The organism is Tildeniella sp. (assembly GCF_059505325.1).
In genome coordinates this window covers 16,856-37,106 of the sequence record NZ_JCACKI010000041.1, presented here as the reverse complement: position 1 = coordinate 37,106, position 20,251 = coordinate 16,856, and the positions used below count along the sequence as shown (strand labels likewise).

At 52.5% G+C, this 20,251-nt stretch carries 18 protein-coding genes; 11 read left to right on the top strand and 7 right to left on the bottom strand.

Translation table 11 applies throughout. The features are described from left to right. Nucleotides 1–186: 186 nt before the first annotated feature. Both AC5JO6_RS15235 and AC5JO6_RS15230 read right to left on the bottom strand, forming a co-directional pair. Nucleotides 187–1,656, bottom strand: a complete 1,470-nt coding sequence (locus AC5JO6_RS15235) for a DUF3370 domain-containing protein (protein ID WP_496081917.1) — start codon at nucleotides 1,654–1,656, stop codon at nucleotides 187–189. Nucleotides 1,657–1,675: 19 nt separating this feature from the next. After that, a complete protein-coding gene (locus AC5JO6_RS15230) occupies nucleotides 1,676–1,849 on the bottom strand; it encodes a hypothetical protein (protein WP_496081916.1) in 174 nt (57 codons plus the stop codon). Nucleotides 1,850–2,112: 263 nt separating this feature from the next. Between AC5JO6_RS15230 and AC5JO6_RS15225 the strand changes: the two genes are divergently transcribed. The 5 genes from AC5JO6_RS15225 to AC5JO6_RS15205 all read left to right on the top strand — a co-directional run bounded on the left by AC5JO6_RS15225 (nucleotide 2,113) and on the right by AC5JO6_RS15205 (nucleotide 6,613). Beyond that, entirely contained in the window at nucleotides 2,113–2,856 is a 744-nt protein-coding gene (locus AC5JO6_RS15225) for an MORN repeat-containing protein (protein WP_496081915.1), read from the top strand. A 272-nt stretch (nucleotides 2,857–3,128) separates the two neighbouring features. Beyond that, nucleotides 3,129–3,443 carry a hypothetical protein gene (locus AC5JO6_RS15220; protein ID WP_496081914.1) on the top strand — a complete coding sequence of 105 codons (315 nt, stop codon included), beginning with the start codon at nucleotides 3,129–3,131 and terminating at the stop codon, nucleotides 3,441–3,443. Between the two features lie 513 nt (nucleotides 3,444–3,956). Further along, nucleotides 3,957–5,060, top strand: coding sequence for a protein kinase domain-containing protein (locus AC5JO6_RS15215; protein ID WP_496081913.1), 1,104 nt, complete (start codon nucleotides 3,957–3,959; stop codon nucleotides 5,058–5,060). A gap of 110 nt (nucleotides 5,061–5,170) precedes the next feature. Further along, a complete protein-coding gene (locus AC5JO6_RS15210; RefSeq protein WP_496081912.1) occupies nucleotides 5,171–5,746 on the top strand; it encodes a sigma-70 family RNA polymerase sigma factor in 576 nt (191 codons plus the stop codon). A gap of 27 nt (nucleotides 5,747–5,773) precedes the next feature. Then, nucleotides 5,774–6,613, top strand: a complete 840-nt coding sequence (locus tag AC5JO6_RS15205) for an anti-sigma factor domain-containing protein (RefSeq protein WP_496081911.1) — start codon at nucleotides 5,774–5,776, stop codon at nucleotides 6,611–6,613. Between the two features lie 5 nt (nucleotides 6,614–6,618). Here the strand turns inward: AC5JO6_RS15205 and AC5JO6_RS15200 are convergent, their stop codons facing one another. Both AC5JO6_RS15200 and AC5JO6_RS15195 read right to left on the bottom strand, forming a co-directional pair. Beyond that, nucleotides 6,619–7,974 carry an alpha/beta hydrolase fold domain-containing protein gene (locus tag AC5JO6_RS15200; protein WP_496081910.1) on the bottom strand — a complete coding sequence of 452 codons (1,356 nt, stop codon included), beginning with the start codon at nucleotides 7,972–7,974 and terminating at the stop codon, nucleotides 6,619–6,621. Between the two features lie 223 nt (nucleotides 7,975–8,197). Beyond that, nucleotides 8,198–9,457: a DUF4912 domain-containing protein gene (locus AC5JO6_RS15195; RefSeq protein ID WP_496081909.1), complete on the bottom strand. Its 1,260-nt coding sequence runs from the start codon at nucleotides 9,455–9,457 to the stop codon at nucleotides 8,198–8,200. Nucleotides 9,458–10,090: 633 nt separating this feature from the next. Between AC5JO6_RS15195 and AC5JO6_RS15190 the strand changes: the two genes are divergently transcribed. From AC5JO6_RS15190 to AC5JO6_RS15180, 3 genes are all read left to right on the top strand, one after another. Beyond that, nucleotides 10,091–10,843, top strand: a complete 753-nt coding sequence (locus AC5JO6_RS15190) for an LmeA family phospholipid-binding protein (protein WP_496081908.1) — start codon at nucleotides 10,091–10,093, stop codon at nucleotides 10,841–10,843. Between the two features lie 292 nt (nucleotides 10,844–11,135). Further along, complete coding sequence (locus AC5JO6_RS15185) at nucleotides 11,136–12,995, top strand: S8 family peptidase (RefSeq protein WP_496081907.1); 1,860 nt, start codon at nucleotides 11,136–11,138, stop codon at nucleotides 12,993–12,995. Then, nucleotides 12,992–13,222, top strand: coding sequence for a hypothetical protein (locus AC5JO6_RS15180; RefSeq protein ID WP_496081906.1), 231 nt, complete (start codon nucleotides 12,992–12,994; stop codon nucleotides 13,220–13,222). The genes AC5JO6_RS15185 and AC5JO6_RS15180 overlap by 4 nt, the downstream gene beginning before the upstream one ends. A 141-nt stretch (nucleotides 13,223–13,363) precedes the next feature. Here AC5JO6_RS15180 and AC5JO6_RS15175 read toward each other — a convergent pair whose 3' ends face one another. Continuing rightward, nucleotides 13,364–13,678 (bottom strand): thioredoxin family protein, encoded by a 315-nt coding sequence (locus AC5JO6_RS15175; RefSeq protein ID WP_496081905.1) that lies wholly within the window; start codon nucleotides 13,676–13,678, stop codon nucleotides 13,364–13,366. Nucleotides 13,679–14,336: 658 nt separating this feature from the next. On the opposite strand from AC5JO6_RS15175, the gene AC5JO6_RS15170 reads away from it, so the two are divergent. Further along, complete coding sequence (locus tag AC5JO6_RS15170) at nucleotides 14,337–17,300, top strand: CHAT domain-containing protein (RefSeq protein ID WP_496081904.1); 2,964 nt, start codon at nucleotides 14,337–14,339, stop codon at nucleotides 17,298–17,300. A gap of 46 nt (nucleotides 17,301–17,346) precedes the next feature. Here AC5JO6_RS15170 and AC5JO6_RS15165 read toward each other — a convergent pair whose 3' ends face one another. Continuing rightward, complete coding sequence (locus AC5JO6_RS15165; protein ID WP_496081903.1) at nucleotides 17,347–17,907, bottom strand: Uma2 family endonuclease; 561 nt, start codon at nucleotides 17,905–17,907, stop codon at nucleotides 17,347–17,349. 78 nt (nucleotides 17,908–17,985) lie between these two features. Next, complete coding sequence (locus tag AC5JO6_RS15160; RefSeq protein ID WP_496081902.1) at nucleotides 17,986–18,759, bottom strand: hypothetical protein; 774 nt, start codon at nucleotides 18,757–18,759, stop codon at nucleotides 17,986–17,988. 228 nt (nucleotides 18,760–18,987) lie between these two features. On the opposite strand from AC5JO6_RS15160, the gene AC5JO6_RS15155 reads away from it, so the two are divergent. Then, nucleotides 18,988–19,413 (top strand): MAPEG family protein, encoded by a 426-nt coding sequence (locus AC5JO6_RS15155; RefSeq protein ID WP_496081928.1) that lies wholly within the window; start codon nucleotides 18,988–18,990, stop codon nucleotides 19,411–19,413. 72 nt (nucleotides 19,414–19,485) lie between these two features. Next, nucleotides 19,486–20,181, top strand: a complete 696-nt coding sequence (gene deoC / locus AC5JO6_RS15150; protein ID WP_496081901.1) for a deoxyribose-phosphate aldolase — start codon at nucleotides 19,486–19,488, stop codon at nucleotides 20,179–20,181. Nucleotides 20,182–20,251 lie beyond the last annotated feature (70 nt).

Sequence of the window (20,251 nt, the reverse complement as noted above, 5' to 3'; positions counted from 1 at the left end):
CCAGAAAGAAGTAAGAGATGGGCAAATAGCAGAACAACGGGGCACAGGTACATTAGCTCCTGCCTCCTGCCTCTTCGCGGAAGTGAGGTGTGAGGTGTATTGCTTCTGCCTCCTGCCATCTGCCTCCTGCCTCCTTCCATCTGCCTCCTGCCATCTGCCATCTCCCATTCTTGATCACCATCCCTATCAAGGATTATTCACCGTCTTTACCGTCAAAACCTGTGGTGGGGTCGAATCAGGTGGATAGAGAAAGTCTAGCTGGACGAGGCGACGATCGCCTTTTGGCATGGTCAGCGAAATCAACGGTTCGCCCTCTTGTCCGCGCTGAAGGATCAGGTGGACATAACGCGTTTGGGGTGCCCCTCGATCGTCGGTGTAGCGCAAACGTACGGGTCCACGAAAGAAAATGCGATCCTCAGGTGGTGTAAAAAACAGTAGCCCACCTTTGGCTCGATCTTCCTTTAAGGGTGTCTGAATTGCCACAGTCACTGTCTGGCGCTGTCCAGTAGCGTTGTGTAACGGCAACGTCAGGCTGTACTGAATACCATAGTTACCATGCGCCTGGTAAGCCGTATCAGGGTAACGTACCAGCAAGGATGCACTCTGCACTTGCCCGGTGCCAAACGTGCCTTGATACAACGTACTCAGCCCGTAAGAAAAGGCACGTCCTCGTTTGGGAATGCTCAACGAATCAGCTTTAGGACTATCCGTTAAGTTTGCCTTCCACTCCGAGCCGAGCGCGACACCCGAAACACGTCCATAAATGACACGAGCGTAATCTTTCAGCCGCTCGATCGGCGTTGGCGGAATATCACGCGGTCCTGCCAAACTACTGTTAAGCAGCAAGTTTTGCCATTCCTCTAAGGTCGGGCTGCGTTCCGTTTTATCGGGATTCAACGGTGCAAACATTGCCAGACTTGCCATGTAAACGGGTCCATTGCTCCTGAGCCGCAGCAGCGTTGAGCGACCGTTAGACGAAGGCGTGACATTCCCCACGGGGATCGGCAGGTTCATGAGCATCCAGCTTTGTCGGGGTGGGACGACCATCACAGCGGGCCAGTTTCCCTGCCGCCGTCCGCGCAGTACATCATTGACCGTGCGGCTACCGGGTCCTGCATAAACCCTCCCCGTCGGATCATCCACATAAGAGGGCAACTCCACAAACAGCGCATCGGGACGTGTGAGATAGCTGGCACCCTGCAAAATGTCGATCGTCACAGGCTGATACGTCGGGTTATACACCAGCACTCCCTGAAAGAGCGTGCGCGTATTATTCGAGCCTTTCGTTCTTGCAATGTGATGCGAGAATAAATCAAACCGACCCTGAAAGGGAAAGTTGAGATGGGCGAATGCGACTGCCTTGCCCTCTGGCGGAAAGGTCGATAGCAAAATGCCCTCGGTCTGCACTAGCTCAGGACTGTTACTATTGAAAACCGGAACGGTATCAAGCTGTCCGGGTAAGGGGCGAAGCTCTTGAGGCTCAAACACTTCTTGACGCTGAAGCAATTCCTGAGGCGGTAACCGCTGCTCCTGAAACGGCACAATTTCTTGTGGCGGTGGTACTTTTGGTGGTGTTGAGGTTGGTGATGAAGGCGATGGTAAGGGAATCGGAGCCGCGATCGTCTGTGCGAGGGTGAACGATAACAATGAAAACATCAGCAAAACCGAAAGAATCCTACAGCAAGGGCATTAACTGGCACAGGTATGAACTGGCAGAGTCATAAGAGCGTCGGGCGGTGTGTACCCGATCGTAGTAACCAACTGCCAGGTCTAAGAGCAGTGTGAGAAGCCAACGGTACAAAAGCGCTACTCGACTAAAACGGTGCAACTTCAGGTAGAAGGATGACATGAGCAGGAGGTGAGCTACAACACCTGAGCTTTTTAGACACACAACATTTATTTAGGAGTCGCAGAATCATACACTAGGTTCAAAACCGCTATCGATGATTACACCCATCCGCAACTAGCGTCAGGAGCTTTAACAGTTTCTCGTTAAGCGTGAATCCTGACAAGCCAGCATTCACCCTGAACAGAGTAAGCGTTTTAGCCGCTTAGACCAAGAAACCTGTCACAGCAATGCAACGATCGACACATCTCTTTAAGGAAAGAATTTTGCCTGAACCCCGTTTAGCTCGTCGTTTGAGCCTTACCATACTGTTTTTGGTCAGTATTAATAGTTTTAGCTATCTCCATGATGCCCTCTTCGCGCCTGCGATCGCGCAAACGGCTGATGCGGGTAATTACTGCCAAGGGCGATCGCGCGATGGCTTCATTAATGGCAAAGCGGTCTGCACGTTTCCCAGCGGCAACCGTTATGAAGGCGAACTGCGCGACAGCCGACGACAGGGTAAAGGTGCCTTTATTTTTGCTAACGGCACTCGCTGTGACGGTGAGTTTAAGGAGGGTTTGCTCAACGGCAGAGGAGTTTGTACGTTTCCCAGCGGCAATCGCTACGAAGGCGACTTTCGTAACGGCAAACGTGAGGGTAGAGGCATCTTTAGCTTTGCTGACGGCACTCGTTGTGATGGTGAGTTCCAGAACAATTTGCTCAATGGTACTGGCGTTTGCACGTTTCCTGGTGGGAACCGCTTTGAGGGTACCTTTCAGGACAGTCGTCGCCAAGGTAAGGGCGTTTTTGTCTTCGCAAATGGTATTCGCTGCGAGGGGGACTTTCGCAATGAAGTGCTGAATGGCTTCGGTGTTTGCACGTTTCCCAGCGGTAATCGCTATGAGGGCGAATTTCGTGACGGTAGGCAGAACGGCAGAGGCACTTACGTTTTTGCCGATGGCACCCGCATTGAAGGTGTATGGCGAGACGGTAAATATTTCAAAATTCCTAAAGACGGGCGCATGTAAAGCTAAGAGCTTGCTAAAAAATAACGGCACACTTTTGGATCAGCGATCAGCTTTTCGCTGGCGGCTGACGGCTGACAGCTACAGACCCTGCTGGTCTTTCTGTACAACTCCTAAGGCACAGTGACAGGTGTTTTTTTCTTTTGCGAGGTCTTTTGCGTTTTCTTAAGCGCAATGTCTCAATTATTGCTCTTTGTAAGGATTGCTGTATCTCACAGCACATCTTCCCTTAAACTAAGCTCTCAGTCTGAGTTTTAAGCGTCTTAGGTAAACACATGCCGCACTTCTCCTGGCACGATTATTTAATGATTCTTTCGTTCTTTGCGTCGATCGCGGGTACAGCGCTTCTCTTTAACGGTACCCAAGCAGATGAGAGCGATTGGGAAACCACCGATCGCGTGTTGATGTTGATGACGTTTACCTATTGGATGGTCTACTGCCTTGCCACGGGCGTACAACATTTTATTTTGCCCCAGTGGGAGGTGCTGCTCTGGAGCGTGAAGCTAACAGGCGTACTTGCGTACTTGCTGACCGCAGCCTGTATGCTCAGCTTGCCGCTGCACCGTGTTGCTATCCGCCAACCAGAGTAATGAGTGATGGGGCATGGAAATTAGCGCTTAGAGCTTGCTAAAAAATAACTGCACGCTTTTGAATCAGCGATCAGCTTTTTGCTGATGGCTGACGGCTATAGACCCTGCTGTTATTTCTGTACAACTCCTTCGTTTCTCGAATTAGGTTCTCGAAGAAGCGTAGTGCTACTGACTGACGATGCCAGCACATAGGCGCACCAGTTTCCCTCTGTTGAGCTGTTGCGTGTCAATGTAGCGGCTCTACAGGTAGCCAACCATAGTGCTGGCACACGTCCCACGAAACCGAGTTTCTGTGGGACGTGTGCAGTCCTACTTTAAAGATTTTGCCCACCGCCCCTGGTTTGTTCCTAAACTAAGAGCAGATAGACCTTAGATCAACGACTTCCTGGTCGCTAAAGCGGCAAACCAGTACACGTTGAACCTCAGTCTGCCTACTATTGCATCTGCCGTTGTCGGTTCATTGGGTCACTTCCGGGTTCCGATCGAACTATTCGCAATTACCTGGCTTTCTGAATGAATCATTCGGCGACTGATTTACTCAACTTTCGTGCTGATCTGCTTAACCAGACATATCTGGGGCAGTTGTGTGGATCGGGACAGCGTTTTCTCGATCGCTATGAGATCCTGAAGATTCTCGGTCGGGGTGGCTTTGGTATCACTTTTTTGGCGAGGGATGCTTCGCTTCCTGGGCAACCTCTCTGTGTGATCAAGCAACTGTGTCCCAAAGTTAACGATGCGGCTGCGCTGCAACAGGCTCGTAAGCGGTTTGAGCAGGAAGCTGCAACCCTGAGCAAACTTGGCAGTCATGCTCAGATTCCCCAGTTGCTGAACTATTTTGAAACGGCTGGTGAATTTTATTTAGTGCAAGAATACGTCCGAGGGTTCACGCTGAGTAAAGCCGTGAAACGCTATGGTCCTTTTTCTGAAACTGGCGTGAAGCAGTTTCTGCGTGAGTTTTTGCCTCTATTACAGTATGTGCATGGCAATCGTGTCATTCATCGAGACATCAAACCACCTAACCTGATTCGCTGTCGTGATGATGGCAGGCTGGTACTGATCGATTTTGGCGCGGTTAAACAGATTGCTAAAACCAGCGATTCAGGTGCTAAATCAACGACGACGCAATTTGTGGGTACCGTTGGGTTTGCGCCACCAGAGCAACTTGCCTCTCGCCCAATTTACTCTAGCGACATCTATGCAGTTGGTGTGACCTGCTTGTATCTGCTGTCGGGTAAACCACCACTGGAGTTTGACTACGAATTTCTGACGGGCGATGTGCGCTGGAGTGACTACGTTTCGGTCAGCGAACACTTTGGCACGGTGTTGAGCAAAATGCTGAAAGTGTCTCCTCAAGAGCGTTTTCAGTCGGTTGATGAGGTCATGCGGGCACTGGAGTTGGAGCCTTACTTCGACAATCTGGTGCATTGTATGAATATTAAGCCCAAGCCCTTTCCTCATACCGCCCAAAATGAGACCGATGCTGAGAGCTACGTGCCGCCGATGGTGCGAACCGCGATGGCAATTCGAGATTGGCAAGCCAAACTGAAGGCTAGACGGCTGCGCGATCGTCTCTACCAGCCCACCATCACCCACAGTGGTTCGAGCTACTTTCGGTAAGCAGGCTGAGGTGTGATTCGCTGACTTATGCTTAAATGACATCATGCTTGTTCTTGCGTAAAGCAGAACATGCCAAAACTGCAAGCGATGCACGATGTCATTACCCCTGAATGGCGACCGAACCACCCTCAAATGAAGCCATTCTCCTGATCCGAGTTGCCCAGCGCGATCAGGCGGCTTTGGCAGAACTGTACGATCGCTATGCACGAGTTCTCTACTCCGTTGCCTTCAGAAGCTTGAGATCTGCTGAAGAAAGCGAAGAAGTTGTTTTAGATGTTTTTGCCCAGGTATGGCGCACGGCAGCCCGCTATGACGCAAGCCGAGGACGGGTCGATAGCTGGCTGTTTATGATGACGCGCAGTCGCGTGTTGGATCGGCTCCGCAGTTTACAGCGCACAACCAAGGTTACACTCGCGTCAGAGAATGTTGCAGAGATCCAAACAACCAATCCTGGCGTAGATCCTATTGAAAACCTCCTGATCTCAGAGCGCCGCGATCGAGTGTTAGCCGCCCTCAGCCAACTTCCCGAAGAGCAACGCCAGGTAATCGAGTTGGCATACTACAAGGGTCTCACCCAATCGGAAATCGCCGCGCAAACAAACCTTTCCCTCGGTACTGTTAAAACTCGCGTTCGGTTAGGGTTGAGCAAATTGCGAGTTGCCCTCGGTTACTGGGAGCCAAGCTAGGATAGGAATCTAGACCATCAGAATGTAATGAACGCTGAAGACCGCTGTTTCTGTGAACTTGCTCCGCTGTATGCACTCAACTTGCTTGACGATGATGAGCGTCACTGGGTTGAGGCACAAATCCTTGAAAATCCAGAGTTGGCAACTGAGCTGGCAGAGCACCAAACCACAGTGAATGCCCTTCCTTATGGCACACCAGCAGTACCGATGGCAGCAGATCTAAAAGACCGACTGTTTCAACGGTTAGCAGAAGAGCCAGCAGATCCACCACCGCTCATTGCTCTTCCCACACGTCCTAACCAATCGTTTCAGGACGAACAATCTATCCCCGCTTCTGCTCCAATGCCTGTCAGCGGAGTGCGGGACGGTGATTCACGTGTTATGCCGTTCCGTCGCCGCACTGAGGTCTGGTTACAGGCTGCTGGGGCTATTGCCGCACTGGCAGCGATCGCCCTTTTAGTAGACAACTACCGTCTTCGTCAACGCGTTCAGGCTGATCAGGCGATCGTTGCCACCCTTCAACAGCCCGACAGCATTGTTTACACACTTAGAGGGACTGAGCAAGCTGCAACTGCCTCTGGTAGCCTGGTGGTTAACCCTGGTGAAAAAACGGCTGTCGTGCTTGTGCAGAATCTGCCCGCCTTGCCTGAAGGAAAGGCATATCGCCTGTGGGCAATTCCCAAAGGGGCGACTAAACCAACCTATTGCGGAGAGTTTAACAACAGTAGCACTGGTACCGTTCAATGGTCTCTACCGGAAGTAGAGTGTAGTGCCAGTGCTCCCCAAATGCTCATCACGGCTGAATCGGTGACCGCTCCCCCGGTGCCAGCAGGACCGTTAGTCATGAAGAGTATGCTGCGATCGTGAATGCCTTATTTCAGCGCCCACGCTAGAAAGCGTTCTGTGTAATAGAGCGCTAGCTGGTTGCTCACACCGTTGAATACTTTATCAAAGACATGTTCTGCCCAGGGGATTTCGATCCAGACAGCACGTGTACCCGTTGCTTTTAATCGTTCGTAGAGTGCTCGCCCAAACTTCGCCTGCACCAGATGATCGCGCCCACCATAAATGAGCAACGATGGCACAACTGGACTGGCAGTTACAGAACCTGAAGGGCGATCGCGGCTACCATAGGTGAGCATCGGTTGCCCGACATAATTATAGGGAGAAGCCTGTCGATAAAGCTCAGGAAACTGTTCTGGTGTGCCGCCGAGCAGCGCGTTGAGTACAGCGCGACTATTAATTGGGTCAGGGCTGGGCAAATCATAGTAGCCCTTCGCCAGGTCAACGGGTCCGTAATAATTTACCACCGCTCGAATTGGGATACGACTGGGTTGGTACGCCGCCAGCATTGCCAGATGCGCTCCCGCCGATCGCCCCATCAATGCAAGCCGCTCCAGATCCACTTCCAACTCCGTCGCGTGTTGTTGAATATAGGTCAGCGCTGTTTTCACATCGTCAAGCTGTGCGGGAAAGCGATATTGGGGTGCATGGCGGTAGTCGATCGCTACCACCGTATAGCCCCGCGCTGCCATGTAGCGGCTAAACGGCGCATCATCATTGGGGCTACCGCGCTGCCATGCACCACCGTAAATGACTACGATCGTCGGATACAGAGCAAGTTGCTTGTCAACCTGTGGCGGATGGTAGACTGTCAGCGTTAACGGCACTCCATCAGGTGCGGCAAACTGTATGCCTGCCGTTATGCGTACAGGTTGTTCAGGAATCCCCCGAAAGGCATCCATGAGAATAAACGGCTTGGCACGCATGGGTGGCTCAGGCATACTAGCGTCATCGCCAGCGATACTAGTGATTTGTTCTGATGCTTTTTGTTTTGATGCTTGCGCCAGTGCTGTTTGTAGCCGCAGCAATGCACTTAACCGAGAGACGGATAAGTAATCGGCTCCTAAGGCTGTCTCCATTGATTTGGCTGCTTGTTGATTGGCAGCCGCAAACTGGCTCAGCGGTAAGGTGCTAATGATCAGGCTGAAAAAGCTAAAAACAAGCACAAGGCGAAACAACCAACCTTTACGGACAGACCGCAACGCAAGTAGAGCCGCGATCGCATTTGCCACAATTAACCAGGGGCTGACCTCTGGCGCACCCACGCCCAACGGCAACAACGCAAAGGTCGGCGCAGGCACAATAATCCAGGCAGTCAGAAAGCAGGCAACTCCACTGATGAGCAGCGTTAGCCCTCCCAGCAGAGCATTTAGCAGGTTAGGCATTAAAAAAATTGTTAAGAACTAAACTCATGGTTGAGGGCTATGGTTAGCGATCGAGCAACCAAACCATTCTGCATTTATAGCTGACGGCTGATCGCTGACTGCTAATAGCTCTGCTCACCCCAATTCTGACTGAAAGGCTATTTACTTATAGCATCAAGCCTCAAAAAAGCCCCCGATCGCGCGATCGGGGGCAAGGGGGTACGAAACGTTGAAGTTGATCAGGCTATACAAGCCACTCTTGAACGGCTTCTTCTTTGGTGTTGGTTCTCCGTTCAGGAGTTTCGCGGGTAAACGACATGTGGATCGCGCGGTTTTGCTCACCGTCAGCCGCAACTGCCAGAATGGGGTAGTCGATCAAGCCATCCTGGAAAGACATTTGAAAGCGGAAGGTGCCATCGGAGTTGAGCTGAATAGGGCGACCACCGATCGTTACCGTTGCATCCGGTTCCGTTGCGCCATAAACGATCAGCTCTGCGTCAGCAACGAGCCAAAACTGGCGAGGACGAATCGGTGGCGCGGAAGCAGAGAACCCAACACCAGACATACCAATACCTGATGCCGTCAGACCCGATGTGGTCGGTAGCGCCCACAAACCAGCGCCTGAGGGGAAGACGTAGGAACTGACTGACTGCTCGTGGACAGGTACCTGCTGCATCGAGCCATATAGAGAACCTGCCACTCGCTGCGCTTCAGTGGTTTCTGCCAGACCAAAAATCTGGTCGTAGATCGCATTGCCTGTAGCTGTGCCCATGCCTGTACCAGTACCAACACCAACGCCAGGTGCTTGATGACTGGGCGGCACCAGCTCCAGGAAGGTTTTACTGACCAGTGTTTCCTCCCACCCAACCGTGATGAACTGGTCATCAATCCAGTCAGAGGGGTAGACGGGGGGAACCCGCACCGGAGCAGAACGAGCGAGAACCAACCAGCGTCCATCAGCACATCGATAGCCGATGTCTACTACGTAGTCACGATCGCTCACCGGAATCGGCAAATACCACTCCCGCGACAGCTCGTCAGCAGGATATTCCTGGATGCTGTGAGGCGACTGATAAGCCAGACTGACATCCGTGACATCGTAGAGGCGTAGGGCAATCTGTAGCCCACCTTGACGGCGTAGAGCTTCTTTGTGCTCATTGGGAATATCCCAGTACGTGTAAGCCCACTGTGGATCACGCGGCATGAGGACAATGCGGCTTTCGCCGTAACCAGCCGGAAGATCAACCAACCCTTCATCGACAGCAGACAGCGAACCACCGACACGATCGTCCTGTCCAAGATCAAATTTTGCTGCTTCCACTTCTGCTTGAGCCTCCAATGGTCTGGCTGGGGTAGATGAACCTTGACTACGCTGAATTTCCTGAATCGACGCGAGGAGTTGCTCTTTACGCATACGGCTATAGCGAGAAACACCGTATTCACTGGCAACTCGGCGAAGCTGCCGTAGCGTCATGTCTTCAAGCGGCGGACGTTCTTTTGTCATGATCGTTAGGTCTCCGGGTTAAGTCTTTGTTAATGATCATTTCTGCTTTAAACAGTTACTTCTGATACGTCTTGGGATCACGCAGGCTTATGCGAGGGGATCACATCTCTAGGCTTATGTTGCGGCAACTTAAAAGTTGGGTCAAGAGTTTAAAACACCGATTTTAGGCATATATACGTATTTTCAGGCATGATGGGGATCGTTATGTCATGATTTTGTGACATTTGCGTGACGAGGGGGATCGCAATCTCACGATCTGCTGATTGCTGATCCCGTCTCTAGGGCGCGTCATCAATTAGCTCCAAAACCTTGCGGTATCAGCCTGATCGCGCCCGCCCCAACATACCAGGTTAGGGGCTGGAACCCTTGCTGCAAGTCATGTGTAGTTGTAATTGATAGCAGCCCCTAAACCATTTATGGCTTTGGGAGACTGTCTAACTGAGTCCAGTTCGGCGGTCTGATTTTGGTAGGGCGTGTTGTGTCGGTATACTCGGTGTAGTTTGGCAGCGATTGAGAGCCTCGATCGTTCTCAGGCGCTCTCAGGTTGTTTTCAAAACGCGCTCATAGCTTTGTCCAACTACTGGAGGCATTGCAATTGAAGGCAAGATGTTCGCTAAAGGCTCAACGTTTTCTATGTCCAACCAAAGCCGTTTGATCAGCACGGTTCTGTCTCCAGCCGTCCGGCTTTGGCTGCGATCGCAACTTGAGCATGTAGACGACCTCCACCTCACTATTGAAGCGGGCGATCGTCAGATTTTGTCCGGCTGCATCAATGGGGTCTCTGTTTCTGCCCGCAATGCTGTCTATCGAGGGTTGCACCTCAGCGAGGTGTCTCTCGTGGGGGAGCAGATTTGTACAAATTTTGCTCAAGTATTACGGGGTAAACCGCTGCGCTTAACGAAAGCCTTTCCCATCACGGGGGATGTGCTGGTCTATGAAGCCGATTTGAATCAGTCACTGCAAGCGCCGTTGCTCGCGCAGGGCGTAATCGAATTTTTGTTGACCTTGCTGCGATCGGACAGCGAAGCGGGCGATACAGCCAAAGACGACGATCTAACGCAGCGTAATTCGCAAGACATTCAACTAAAAGATCCGCAGGTCGTCCTGGGAGACGGTCAAGTCACGTTGGCAGCAACTCTGGTAACGGTCAGCAACCAGCCGACGACCGTGATCATTCGTACAGGCTTGCGTTTAAGCAGCGGCAATCAACTGCATCTCGATCGTCCCCATTGGCTTCCTCACGCCAAAGCCCGTCAAGGTATGCCCCTTCGTGACCTGGACGGCTTTGCCTTCGATCTTGGCTCCGATGTTTCCCTGCAAACACTCAGCGTGGAACCGGGTCAGATTCGCTGCCAGGGGCAAATTATGGTGACACCAGAGGATTAGCAAGGGGAGGCAGGGGGAGGCAAGGGAAGCAAAGGGAGGCAAGGGGCAGGCAGGGGAGGATGTTTTGAGTTTTGCTTTCGACCTGAGCTCAAGCCGAAGAGAGTTTTGAGTTGATTGTGATCTTCTACTCCCTCCGCTTCCCCTACTTCCTCTGCCTCCCCTACTCCCTCCGCTTCCCCTACTCCCTCTGCCTCCCCTGCTCCCCTCTTAACCATCTGCAACATTAAGCCCTCCACATTCAACCTGGGCTTAAGCTATGGTGGTAGTCAAATCTTGACCGTTGCGGGACGTTATGAGAAAACTTTTGCTGCTGGGTTTGTTCCTGATCGGGCTGGGCTGGGCGCTTTCCAACTTTAGTGGCTTGGCGGCTCGCGGCACCTACGACTCGCTGATCCTGGATTTTCGTGAGGATCTTGGGGCGGCGCAGATTGAGAGTCAGGTGCAAGCGATCGCCCAGAAGTATAACGTCACCCCTCGGTTGAACAGTGCGTTCTCCTTTGCAGATCATATTTTTATTGTGAAAGGCGATCGCGCCACGCTGGATGCGCTGAAAAAATCCGAGGTCAAGAAATATACCGAATTTATCGAGCCTGATTATATCTACAGTGCTTTCACGCCGCCCAATGACCCTGACTACGGCAAGCAGTGGAACCTGCGTAGCATCAACATTGAGTCTGCATGGGAAGATACTCAGGGCGAAGGCAGCACAGTTGCGGTGATTGATACGGGTGTGAGCCAGGTTCCAGACTTAAAAGAAACCAAGTTTGTCAAAGGCTACGACTTTGTTAACGATCAGGCAGAAGCCAATGACGACAATGGTCATGGTACCCACGTTGCAGGCACGATCGCCCAATCGACCAATAACGAGTACGGGGTTGCAGGGATTGCGTACAAGGCGAATCTCATGCCGCTCAAAGTGCTGTCAGGTGGCGGCGGTGGTACGGTGGCAGACATTGCCGAGTCGATTCGCTTTGCCGCAGACAATGGGGCTGATGTGATCAACATGAGCCTGGGTGGTGGCGGTGAGAGTCAATTGATGCAGGAGGCGATCGACTACGCCCACCAAAAAGGAGTCGTGATTATTGCCGCAGCGGGTAACGCGGGTGAGAATGCTGCCTCCTACCCCGCACGCTATCCTCATGTAATCGGTGTCTCTGCCTTGAGTCCAGCGGGGACAAAAGCGCCTTACTCCAACTTTGGCGCTGGTATTGACCTTGCTGCACCTGGTGGGATGAAGGAGGGCGACGATCCAACGGGCGGTATTTTGCAGAATACGATCGACCCGACAACAGGCGAACCGATTTTTGAATCCTATCAAGGCACCAGCATGGCAGCGCCTCACGTAGCAGGTGTGGCAGCCTTGGTGAAAGCAGCGGGGATTAAAGAGCCTGACGCGATCGAAAATGTGCTGAAGCAATCGGCGTTGCAGGTCAACGATGATGCGCTGAACCATTACGGTGCAGGCAAGTTAGATGCAGCGGCAGCCGTAAAGCTGGCAGCCCGTGGACAAATCACCTTCCATGACTTCTTCCGCTGGTTGCGCGACAACGGCTACCTCAACCCCCGCTTCTGGATTGATGGTGGCGTGATTGCACTGTGGCCCAAGCTGGCGATGGTGCTTGGCTCCTACCTTCTGGCATGGTTCTTGCGTAACTACTTTCCGTTTGCCTGGGGCTGGTCACTTTCGACGGGCTTAATCGCAGGCAGTTCTGGTCTCTTCTTCCTAAAAGGCTTTTATCTGTTCGATGCACCTCAGTTCCCTTTCCGGCTTTTGGGTAGTTCGATTCCAGAGTTGGGTGGTGCCATTCAGGGAACCAGTCTGCTGAATCCAATTTTTGCTAGCGCACTCATTCCGCTGGCGTTGATGGCTCTGCTCTTGGGGCACGCACAATGGAAATGGTTTGCGATCGGTACTACGATCGGTGTAGCCGCTTGCCTTGGTGTGAGTGCTGCTATGTTCCCGTTACATGATTTGGGTCGAGCTTGTTTAGCTTATCAGGTTACTCCTTGCCTTGGCTTGAGCGCAGTAATGTCTCCATCCGTGATGTGGTTGGGCGATGGCACGATCGCCTGTAGCTTTTTGATTGTCAACGCGTTGTTCTGTTTCGCACTGGCACGTCTTGCCGTTAAACCAGGAGTTCAATCGACATGAGCGACAGCATCAAGGTAGAAGGCACGATCGAGCGGAAGGGCTTTGGTACGGGCACCTGGGCACTCGTCAGCACCAACGGCGAAACGTACGAACTCCACAAAGCCCCTAAAGAACTCCAAAAAGCAGGACTAACCGTCAGCGTTGACGGTCAGATCCGAAAGGATGTGATGACGATCGCCATGATTGGTCCCGTCTTAGAAGTCAAGCATTACGAGATTAAGAGCTAGAGGGTTATTAAGAATGTGACGTGCAACGTCCCTACAGAACACCTAATACAGAAACCGGGTTTCTTCACGAGTGGATGTCATTTGAGCATCCAGGTATTGTTCAGAAACCCGGTTTCTCTCAAAACTCAAAGCTTGCCCGATCTAATTCGTCTCTGCCAATACTTCCTGTAGACGGCTGCGGAATTCGCCTTTGGGATGCCCGCCTTTGACTTCGCCCAAAATTTTGAAATCGCTTTCAGGATCATCGCAGATCAGGTACGTGGGCCAACCCATATCGGCTTTGTCAGGGTACTGCGCCAGCAAAATCTTGCGGTATTTGCGGTAGGTCGTCGTATCCTGCATTTTCACGCTGACGAACTCAAGCCCCAGTTCTTCAACGACCTTCTGGTCATAGAACGACATTTTGTGGCACACGCCGCAGTCTTCAGACGAAAATTTGATGACAGCTCGAGTCATAGTACCAGCCTTTTTAACACGTGAGCGATCGCCAGCAATCGCGATTAAGCATCTCTACATTTTACGGTGGAATGTCGATCGACCTTGCGTTCGGACTGTTGCAAATCTTGTCGAGGGGGTGTCGTCTCCCCATGCTTGCGCTCGAAATCTCTAGAATGAACGTATCTGATGAGTGCGACGACTGAGCCAGAAGCAGTGCGTTTTGCATGTGAACTGGGCGTACAGGCACGATCGCTAGTTCCGATTGCGCAATCAGCGTTCTAAGTAGCTTTGCGCTGATTTCTTGAAGAGATTCGGAAACTGTTTGAAGTTTCGGTAACTTTTCCGGCTCCAGCACGTCCACTTAGGTAGCTCATGCAATGATCGATAAGACTTAACAAAGCCAAGTTCGCTCACTCCGTGCATTTACCGAATTGCTAGTCTGTTAGCCGTCAGTCCGTTCCTGAAGTCAATCGTCACTCAGTCAATCTCCTCAAAAAATAAAGCAATAGCGTTGCCACTGTCTTTGTAGGGCAACCTAAAAACGAGTGAGCATGATCAAGATCACAATTATTTCCCCTGATGCTGCTGTGCGATCGTTGCTTAAGAAGGGTAGCCCCCATGCGATCGTACTTTAGACCACCAGGGGATTGCATCTATAGTCTTCTGGAGAATAGCTGTGACCCAGGAATTTCATATTTCTGTGACTCCGATAGGGGAAGACGACTACCTTGTACGGACTGAACGGGTAGCGCCAGGCGTGCCGTTGGCAGAGGAACAGGTGACTTGGCCCGTTGACGAATGGTTGTCCCAGGCAAGCCTCTTGATGAATGACCCTTTGCAAGGGCTGCTGCGTGGCGATATCCTTCATACGTTTCCAGACGCGTCAACGTTGCCCCCAAAACAGCCGATCGAGGCACAAGGAACCCTGGTTGCGCTTGGGCAACAACTTTACAATGCGCTGTTTCAAGGCACCATTCGCGATAGCTGGATGACTGCTCAGGGCATTGCTCAGCATCGTCAGGAAGTGTTGCGCCTGCGCCTGGGGCTAAAAGATACGCGCCTACCGCGCCTACCGTGGGAAGTACTTCATGCGGGCGATCGCTCCATTGCGACTGGCACCGACGTTGTCTTCTCGCGCTATCATTCCAGCTTTGCGGCGATGGCATCGCTATTGCCATTTCAGCCTACGAGCGCGATCGATGCCAAACAGCCACTCAAAATTCTCATGGTGTTGGCAGCACCCACCGATCAGGAAATGCTGGCGCTTAAGCAAGAAGCCTTGCATCTTCAGGAGGAACTGCAAGCCGCTGTGCAGAACGGCAGTCGCAATGGCAGCAAGAAGTACAACTCAGATGTGCAACTGACGATTTTGGAACAACCTGGGCGTGAGCAACTCACTCAGGCACTGGAACACAATCATTACCACGTGCTGCACTATGCAGGACATAGCAATTTAGGGACGGCTGGCGGCAAACTCTATCTAGTCAGCAGCAAAACGGGGCTGACTGAAACCCTGAGTGGCGACGATCTGGCAGGTCTTCTGGTGAACAATGGCATTCGCATGGCGGTCTTCAATTCCTGCCGGGGTGTCTATACAGCAACAACCGAGGTTCTGAGCGAGACGGGTGACGGCAATTTGGCAGAAGCGTTGGTCAAACGCGGCATCCCGGCGGTGCTGGCAATGGCGGAGCGCATTCCAGATGATGTGGCGCTCAATCTGAGTCGCTTGTTCTATCGAAATTTGAAACAAGCTTACGCGGTTGATCTGAGCTTGAATCGCGCCCGTCAGGGATTGGTTTCCTCCTATAGCTCGAGTCAACTGTACTGGGCACTGCCGATTCTTTATCTGCATCCAGAGTTTGATGGCAATCTTCAGTTGCTGGATGGTCTAGGTGAACAAGCCAATGGTGCGGTCGATCGCCCGGTTGATTTACCTGAAACCGAAACCGCTTTCGTTGAAGCGATGCTACCGACGACGCTACATGAAGGACAGGCTACGGCATTGCTCCCACTGGAGGCTCGTGAGCTTGTTCATCACGCCGCTATTGATGAGTCTGCTTTAGACGATGTGGAACTGGACGACTCAGAGTACCAGAGCGAGATGGAGACCGTTGCCTACCTGGTCGATCAGCTATCGCATGGCACAACGGCTGATGCTGCCGACGATCGCCCACTCCCAGCCTCTCCCTCAGAAAGCCTCTTGCCCGAAGCGGCTTATACCTTCAATGCAGACGATTATTTGATTTTGCCTGATTACCCCAACGATGCTGCCTCAGAACCATCAGAGGCGGTCTCTGCGAAGGAGCCTGTACAGCCTGGAGGGGCGCTAGCAGCCACTGCGGTTGAGGCAAGTGAGGTTGAGGTGTATGCAGAACTGACAAGAATGCTGGCAGAGACAGGTAAGCTCACAGAAGCGATCGCCACCTGCCATCAAGCCGTGCGAGATAATCCCAATGACGCTCATGCGTACTACCGTTTGGGCGTGGCGCTGAACCAGCAAGGCTATGTTGCAGAAGCGATCGCAGCCTACCATCAGGCGCTACGCATCGACCCTGCGTTGGCTGAAGCGCACAACCAACTAGGATTAGCGCTCTACCAACAAGGCAATCTCAGCGATGCGGTGCGGTCATATGACCATGCCATTCAGCTTGATCCGGGTCTCACCAGCGCCAAGCGTAACTTAGAAGCCACACTCCAGCGCCAGGGCAATCTGGGCACAGCAAAGCAAGCCTTGCTGGATGCTACACCCGCCGTTCGTCGGGGAACAGGACACGTAGCACTCGATGATGCCGATAGCAATTTCCGTCTGGCAGCGGCTGGTGCGCCGACTCGATCGCTTGTTCGCAGTAAACCGCTCTGGCAGCGCCAACCGCTGCTGTGGGTTAGCGCTGGTATGGTTGCAACGCTGCTCTTGGGCACCTGGGCTTTGCGCGATCGCTGGTTGCCCAGTACGCCTCAGCTACCACCCTCTGAGTCTGCCTTCAATACCGTCAATAGTGCGGGTGATTTGAAGCGGGTGAGTACCAATGTGGTCGCTGCCCTGGCAACCGAGCAACTCAGCCAAGGTAAAATTACGGATGCTCAAGCGGCGATCGAAACGCTCCTCGATCGGGGCGCACTTGCTCAGGCTGCCGCCGTCCTCACACCCGCTCTTGGTCGCCAAGCTGATAATGCAACCGTGAGCTTTCTCATGGGTCGTGTTGCGTGGCAGTCCATTAAGGTCGGCAACAACGATTACAGTGTGGATGATGTCCGGCGATATTGGGAAACTGCTGTCAAGCAAAAACCCAGTGCCGAATATCAGAATGCCTTGGGCTTTGCTTATTACACCGAAGGTAAAATCGATCGTGCCAGTCGAGCGTGGATGCAGGCGCTGAAGTCAGGGAATGGACAAAATGGCTCTGCATCCTCCGTCCCACAAGCACTTACTGCTTACGCTGGACTCGCACTCGTAGCGGCAAAATCGTCTACCAATCAACCGCCCACGCAACAGGCAAACCTGCAAACCGAAGCGATTAAGCTCCGTCAAAAAGTGCTGACTGACGATCCGATCGCCTTTCAACCCGAAGAACTGGCGAAAAATTGGATGTGGTCTGAAACAGCGATTCGAGATTGGCGATCAATTCTTGCGCTGAAGTAAAAAGCAGGTTCTCTGCCGATCAATTTTGTCTTGACTACTTACAGCGTTACTTTTCATCCTCAAGCTCATCAAACTGTGGTGACCAGAGGTCTTCAATCTTTACCTGCCAGCCGGGAAGAATATCAGGCACAGTTAGCGCGTCTCCGTCTCGTAGCGTCATTGGCTCTTGCTCGGTGCGACGAATCTCAACCCAGCGCTGCTCGGGGTGAATCAGGATGCCGACTCGTGTACCCTGCGCCAGGAAGCTATCGATCTTCTCTCGCAGCCCTTTCAGGCTATCAGTAGGAGATTTCACTTCCACCATCAAATCAGGCGCTAGTTCGGCAAAGCTGCGAGGACTTGTCCGTAACCGCTGTGCCTGAACAAAGGACACATCAGGGGCGCGAGTATCAGAGTTGGGCAAGGTAAAACCAGCGCTGGAACCCGTCACGCGACCCAGTTTGCGTGGACGCACCCAATTAGAGATTTGCCGCCCAACCTCGAAAGCGACCTCATCAGACTCATAGCCAGATGGACTCATAACCGTGATGCTCCCATTCACCAGCTCCATGCGGTAGTCAGGTGCCTGCGCTTGCAGCTTCTCCAGATCTTTGATGGTGAGAGACATAGAACCTCCACAGTTTCTACCGATCGTTTCTAGCCGATGCCAATGCCACAACGGATGGAAACGATTCTGTTGACAGCATCATAGTAATGACGACACCGATCGCTGTTTGCGAAGATCCAGCTTGTCTGCCAGACTGGCTTTGCCCCAGTCGAGGGGATGCGTGTCTTCAGAGGAGACGGTTGCTGACACATCGGTTTGCGCGATCGCACCCTGAGACTCTTGATGCGCCAGTTGCATCAATGTGGCAGGAGCCATGAATGGCGTAGGGGCTGTAGAAAGAGACTGACTGTACGCTGGGTTTAGATTGTGCGCTGGGTTTAGATTGTGCGCTGGGTTTAGATTGTGCGCTGGGTTTAGCACAAACGATGGTACGACTGGAGGATAGGTTGGTTGGGGCTGTGGTGCAGGGGAAGGCGCTGGCTGCGGTAGGGTTGAAGCTGCATAGGGCGCTAACCGCTTCACCTTGGTGCTTTTGCGAGGACGTGACGGACGATTTGCCTGCTTTGCGATCAGCATCGAACCAGCCGCACAGCTAAGCGCGATCGCCCCAAAGAGCCACAGCGGGAGGCGAGTCTGGCTGTTTCTTTGCGCCGTTTCACTGGTCTCCCGAATCACGGCTGCTCCTGGAGGTCGCTTACCAGTGGATGCATTCGGACTCAGCAAGCCACTGACAGCCGTGAGCGCAATCACAGCTACAACAATCCATGCGCCACCCAAAACCACTAGCGCTAACGTCCACCCAGGTTTGCCAAGGCTCAATGTTGCCTTCGACGTTCGTCGCTGCTGGTGCGATCGCGCTGTTAGCGGTGGTCGCGGCTGCTTTGCCCTGTGCTGATGTTGCTGCCTTTGCATACCATTTCCAGGTTATGAACCACCATCTCTCTAAATTTTACTCAAAGCGCTCGACAAGCAACATTAATCTCCAAGAGTCAGGCTAGATCTGGGTCATTCTACGTACAGGTGACGCGATAATGGAGGTTGCTATATGTGAAGCGATCGGGTGTGAAGCGATCGCGGCTGAAACGATCCAGCCATCAAGCAGCGCTTCCAACTGGCACAGCCATCATTTACAAGTTCCGTATGATCTCATTGCCACTCTTACCAATCTCGACACCCACACTCCTGCTGTACGCCATTGCAGCGGCAGCAGCGTTGGTTTACCTGCCCTTTATGGTCGTTGTCTATGGTCGCGTTCAAGCTGGGTTTGATCTGGCATCGCCACGAGCGCTCTTTGACAAGCTGCCTGCCTACGCTCAACGAGCTACCTGGGCACACGAAAATGCGTTTGAGTCCTTTGTGTTATTTGCGGCAGCGGCACTGATGGCATACGTCACGAGCCAACAGTCAGCAGTGGCAGGTTGGGCTGCGATCGCCTATGTCACTGCGCGTCTGCTCTATCCTTTGTTCTACATTTTGAATGTGCCCATTGGTCGATCGCTCATGTTTGCTACTGGTTCACTCAGTATTGCAACGCTCATTGGTTTAAGCTTGCTCACGGTCAATTAGTCGAGCATTCAAGTTACCACCGCGGTCAGAATACTGCGGTCAAAATACTAAAAAGACGTTTGGGAGAATTGTATGGCAGAGCGATCGAATGCAGGGCGATCGAGTTCAGAGATTGATCTTGCTCCATTGATCGATCACGCGTTGCTGACTCCAACGGCAACGTCAGAGCACGTCGAGCAATGGTGCGCGGATGCAGACCAATTTAACTTTGCGGCGGTGTGTCTTCATCCAACCTATGTCCGGCAAGCTGCTGCGTTATTGCATGGCAAGCGACCCAAGGTATGCGCTGTGATTGGGTTTCCCTATGGTGCTACCACATCAGCCGTCAAGCTCTATGAAGCGCAGGAGGCAGTCGAGCATGGCGCGACAGAACTAGACGTTGTGATCAACATCGGCTGGTTAAAAGCGGGTGACCTTGATGCTGTCCACCGCGAAATTGCCGAAATCTACGATGCTACGGGTCAAACCATCAAGGCAATTTTGGAAACCGCGTTGCTCACCGATCTAGAAAAGCGGCAAGCGGCTGAAGTTTGCATGGAGGCAGGCGTAGCGTTCCTGAAAACCAGTACAGGCTTGTATGGTGGTGCTACAGTCGCTGATGTCCGTTTGCTCAAAGACGTAACCAAAGACAGAGTCGGTATTAAGGCTTCTGGAGGCATTCGCACAGTAGAGCAAGCGTTAGAGTTAGTTATGGCTGGAGCCACTCGTCTGGGAACCTCGCGCGGTCCTGAACTCATCCGACAGCGAGAAGGTATGGCAGTAGGCTAGAAAGCAGCGGTCAGCATCAACTCAAAAGCCCCCATCATCTTCTGCTCCCCCATCCCTCATCTTTCTTTTC

Excerpts from the sequence above, each read along its gene's own strand:
- AC5JO6_RS15230 (WP_496081916.1), bottom strand. The coding sequence starts at position 1,849 with ATGTCATCCTTCTACCTGAAGTTGCACCGTTTTAGTCGAGTAGCGCTT.
- AC5JO6_RS15195 (WP_496081909.1), bottom strand. The coding sequence starts at position 9,457 with ATGACAAAAGAACGTCCGCCGCTTGAAGACATGACGCTACGGCAGCTT.
- AC5JO6_RS15160 (WP_496081902.1), bottom strand. The coding sequence starts at position 18,759 with ATGCAAAGGCAGCAACATCAGCACAGGGCAAAGCAGCCGCGACCACCG.
- AC5JO6_RS15220 (WP_496081914.1), top strand. The coding sequence starts at position 3,129 with ATGCCGCACTTCTCCTGGCACGATTATTTAATGATTCTTTCGTTCTTT.
- AC5JO6_RS15215 (WP_496081913.1), top strand. The coding sequence starts at position 3,957 with ATGAATCATTCGGCGACTGATTTACTCAACTTTCGTGCTGATCTGCTT.
- AC5JO6_RS15155 (WP_496081928.1), top strand. The coding sequence starts at position 18,988 with ATGATCTCATTGCCACTCTTACCAATCTCGACACCCACACTCCTGCTG.
- AC5JO6_RS15200 (WP_496081910.1), bottom strand. The coding sequence starts at position 7,974 with ATGCCTAACCTGCTAAATGCTCTGCTGGGAGGGCTAACGCTGCTCATC.
- deoC (WP_496081901.1), top strand. The coding sequence starts at position 19,486 with ATGGCAGAGCGATCGAATGCAGGGCGATCGAGTTCAGAGATTGATCTT.
- AC5JO6_RS15165 (WP_496081903.1), bottom strand. The coding sequence starts at position 17,907 with ATGTCTCTCACCATCAAAGATCTGGAGAAGCTGCAAGCGCAGGCACCT.
- AC5JO6_RS15175 (WP_496081905.1), bottom strand. The coding sequence starts at position 13,678 with ATGACTCGAGCTGTCATCAAATTTTCGTCTGAAGACTGCGGCGTGTGC.
- AC5JO6_RS15185 (WP_496081907.1), top strand. The coding sequence starts at position 11,136 with ATGAGAAAACTTTTGCTGCTGGGTTTGTTCCTGATCGGGCTGGGCTGG.
- AC5JO6_RS15210 (WP_496081912.1), top strand. The coding sequence starts at position 5,171 with ATGGCGACCGAACCACCCTCAAATGAAGCCATTCTCCTGATCCGAGTT.
- AC5JO6_RS15190 (WP_496081908.1), top strand. The coding sequence starts at position 10,091 with ATGTCCAACCAAAGCCGTTTGATCAGCACGGTTCTGTCTCCAGCCGTC.
- AC5JO6_RS15235 (WP_496081917.1), bottom strand. The coding sequence starts at position 1,656 with ATGTTTTCATTGTTATCGTTCACCCTCGCACAGACGATCGCGGCTCCG.
- AC5JO6_RS15205 (WP_496081911.1), top strand. The coding sequence starts at position 5,774 with ATGAACGCTGAAGACCGCTGTTTCTGTGAACTTGCTCCGCTGTATGCA.
- AC5JO6_RS15180 (WP_496081906.1), top strand. The coding sequence starts at position 12,992 with ATGAGCGACAGCATCAAGGTAGAAGGCACGATCGAGCGGAAGGGCTTT.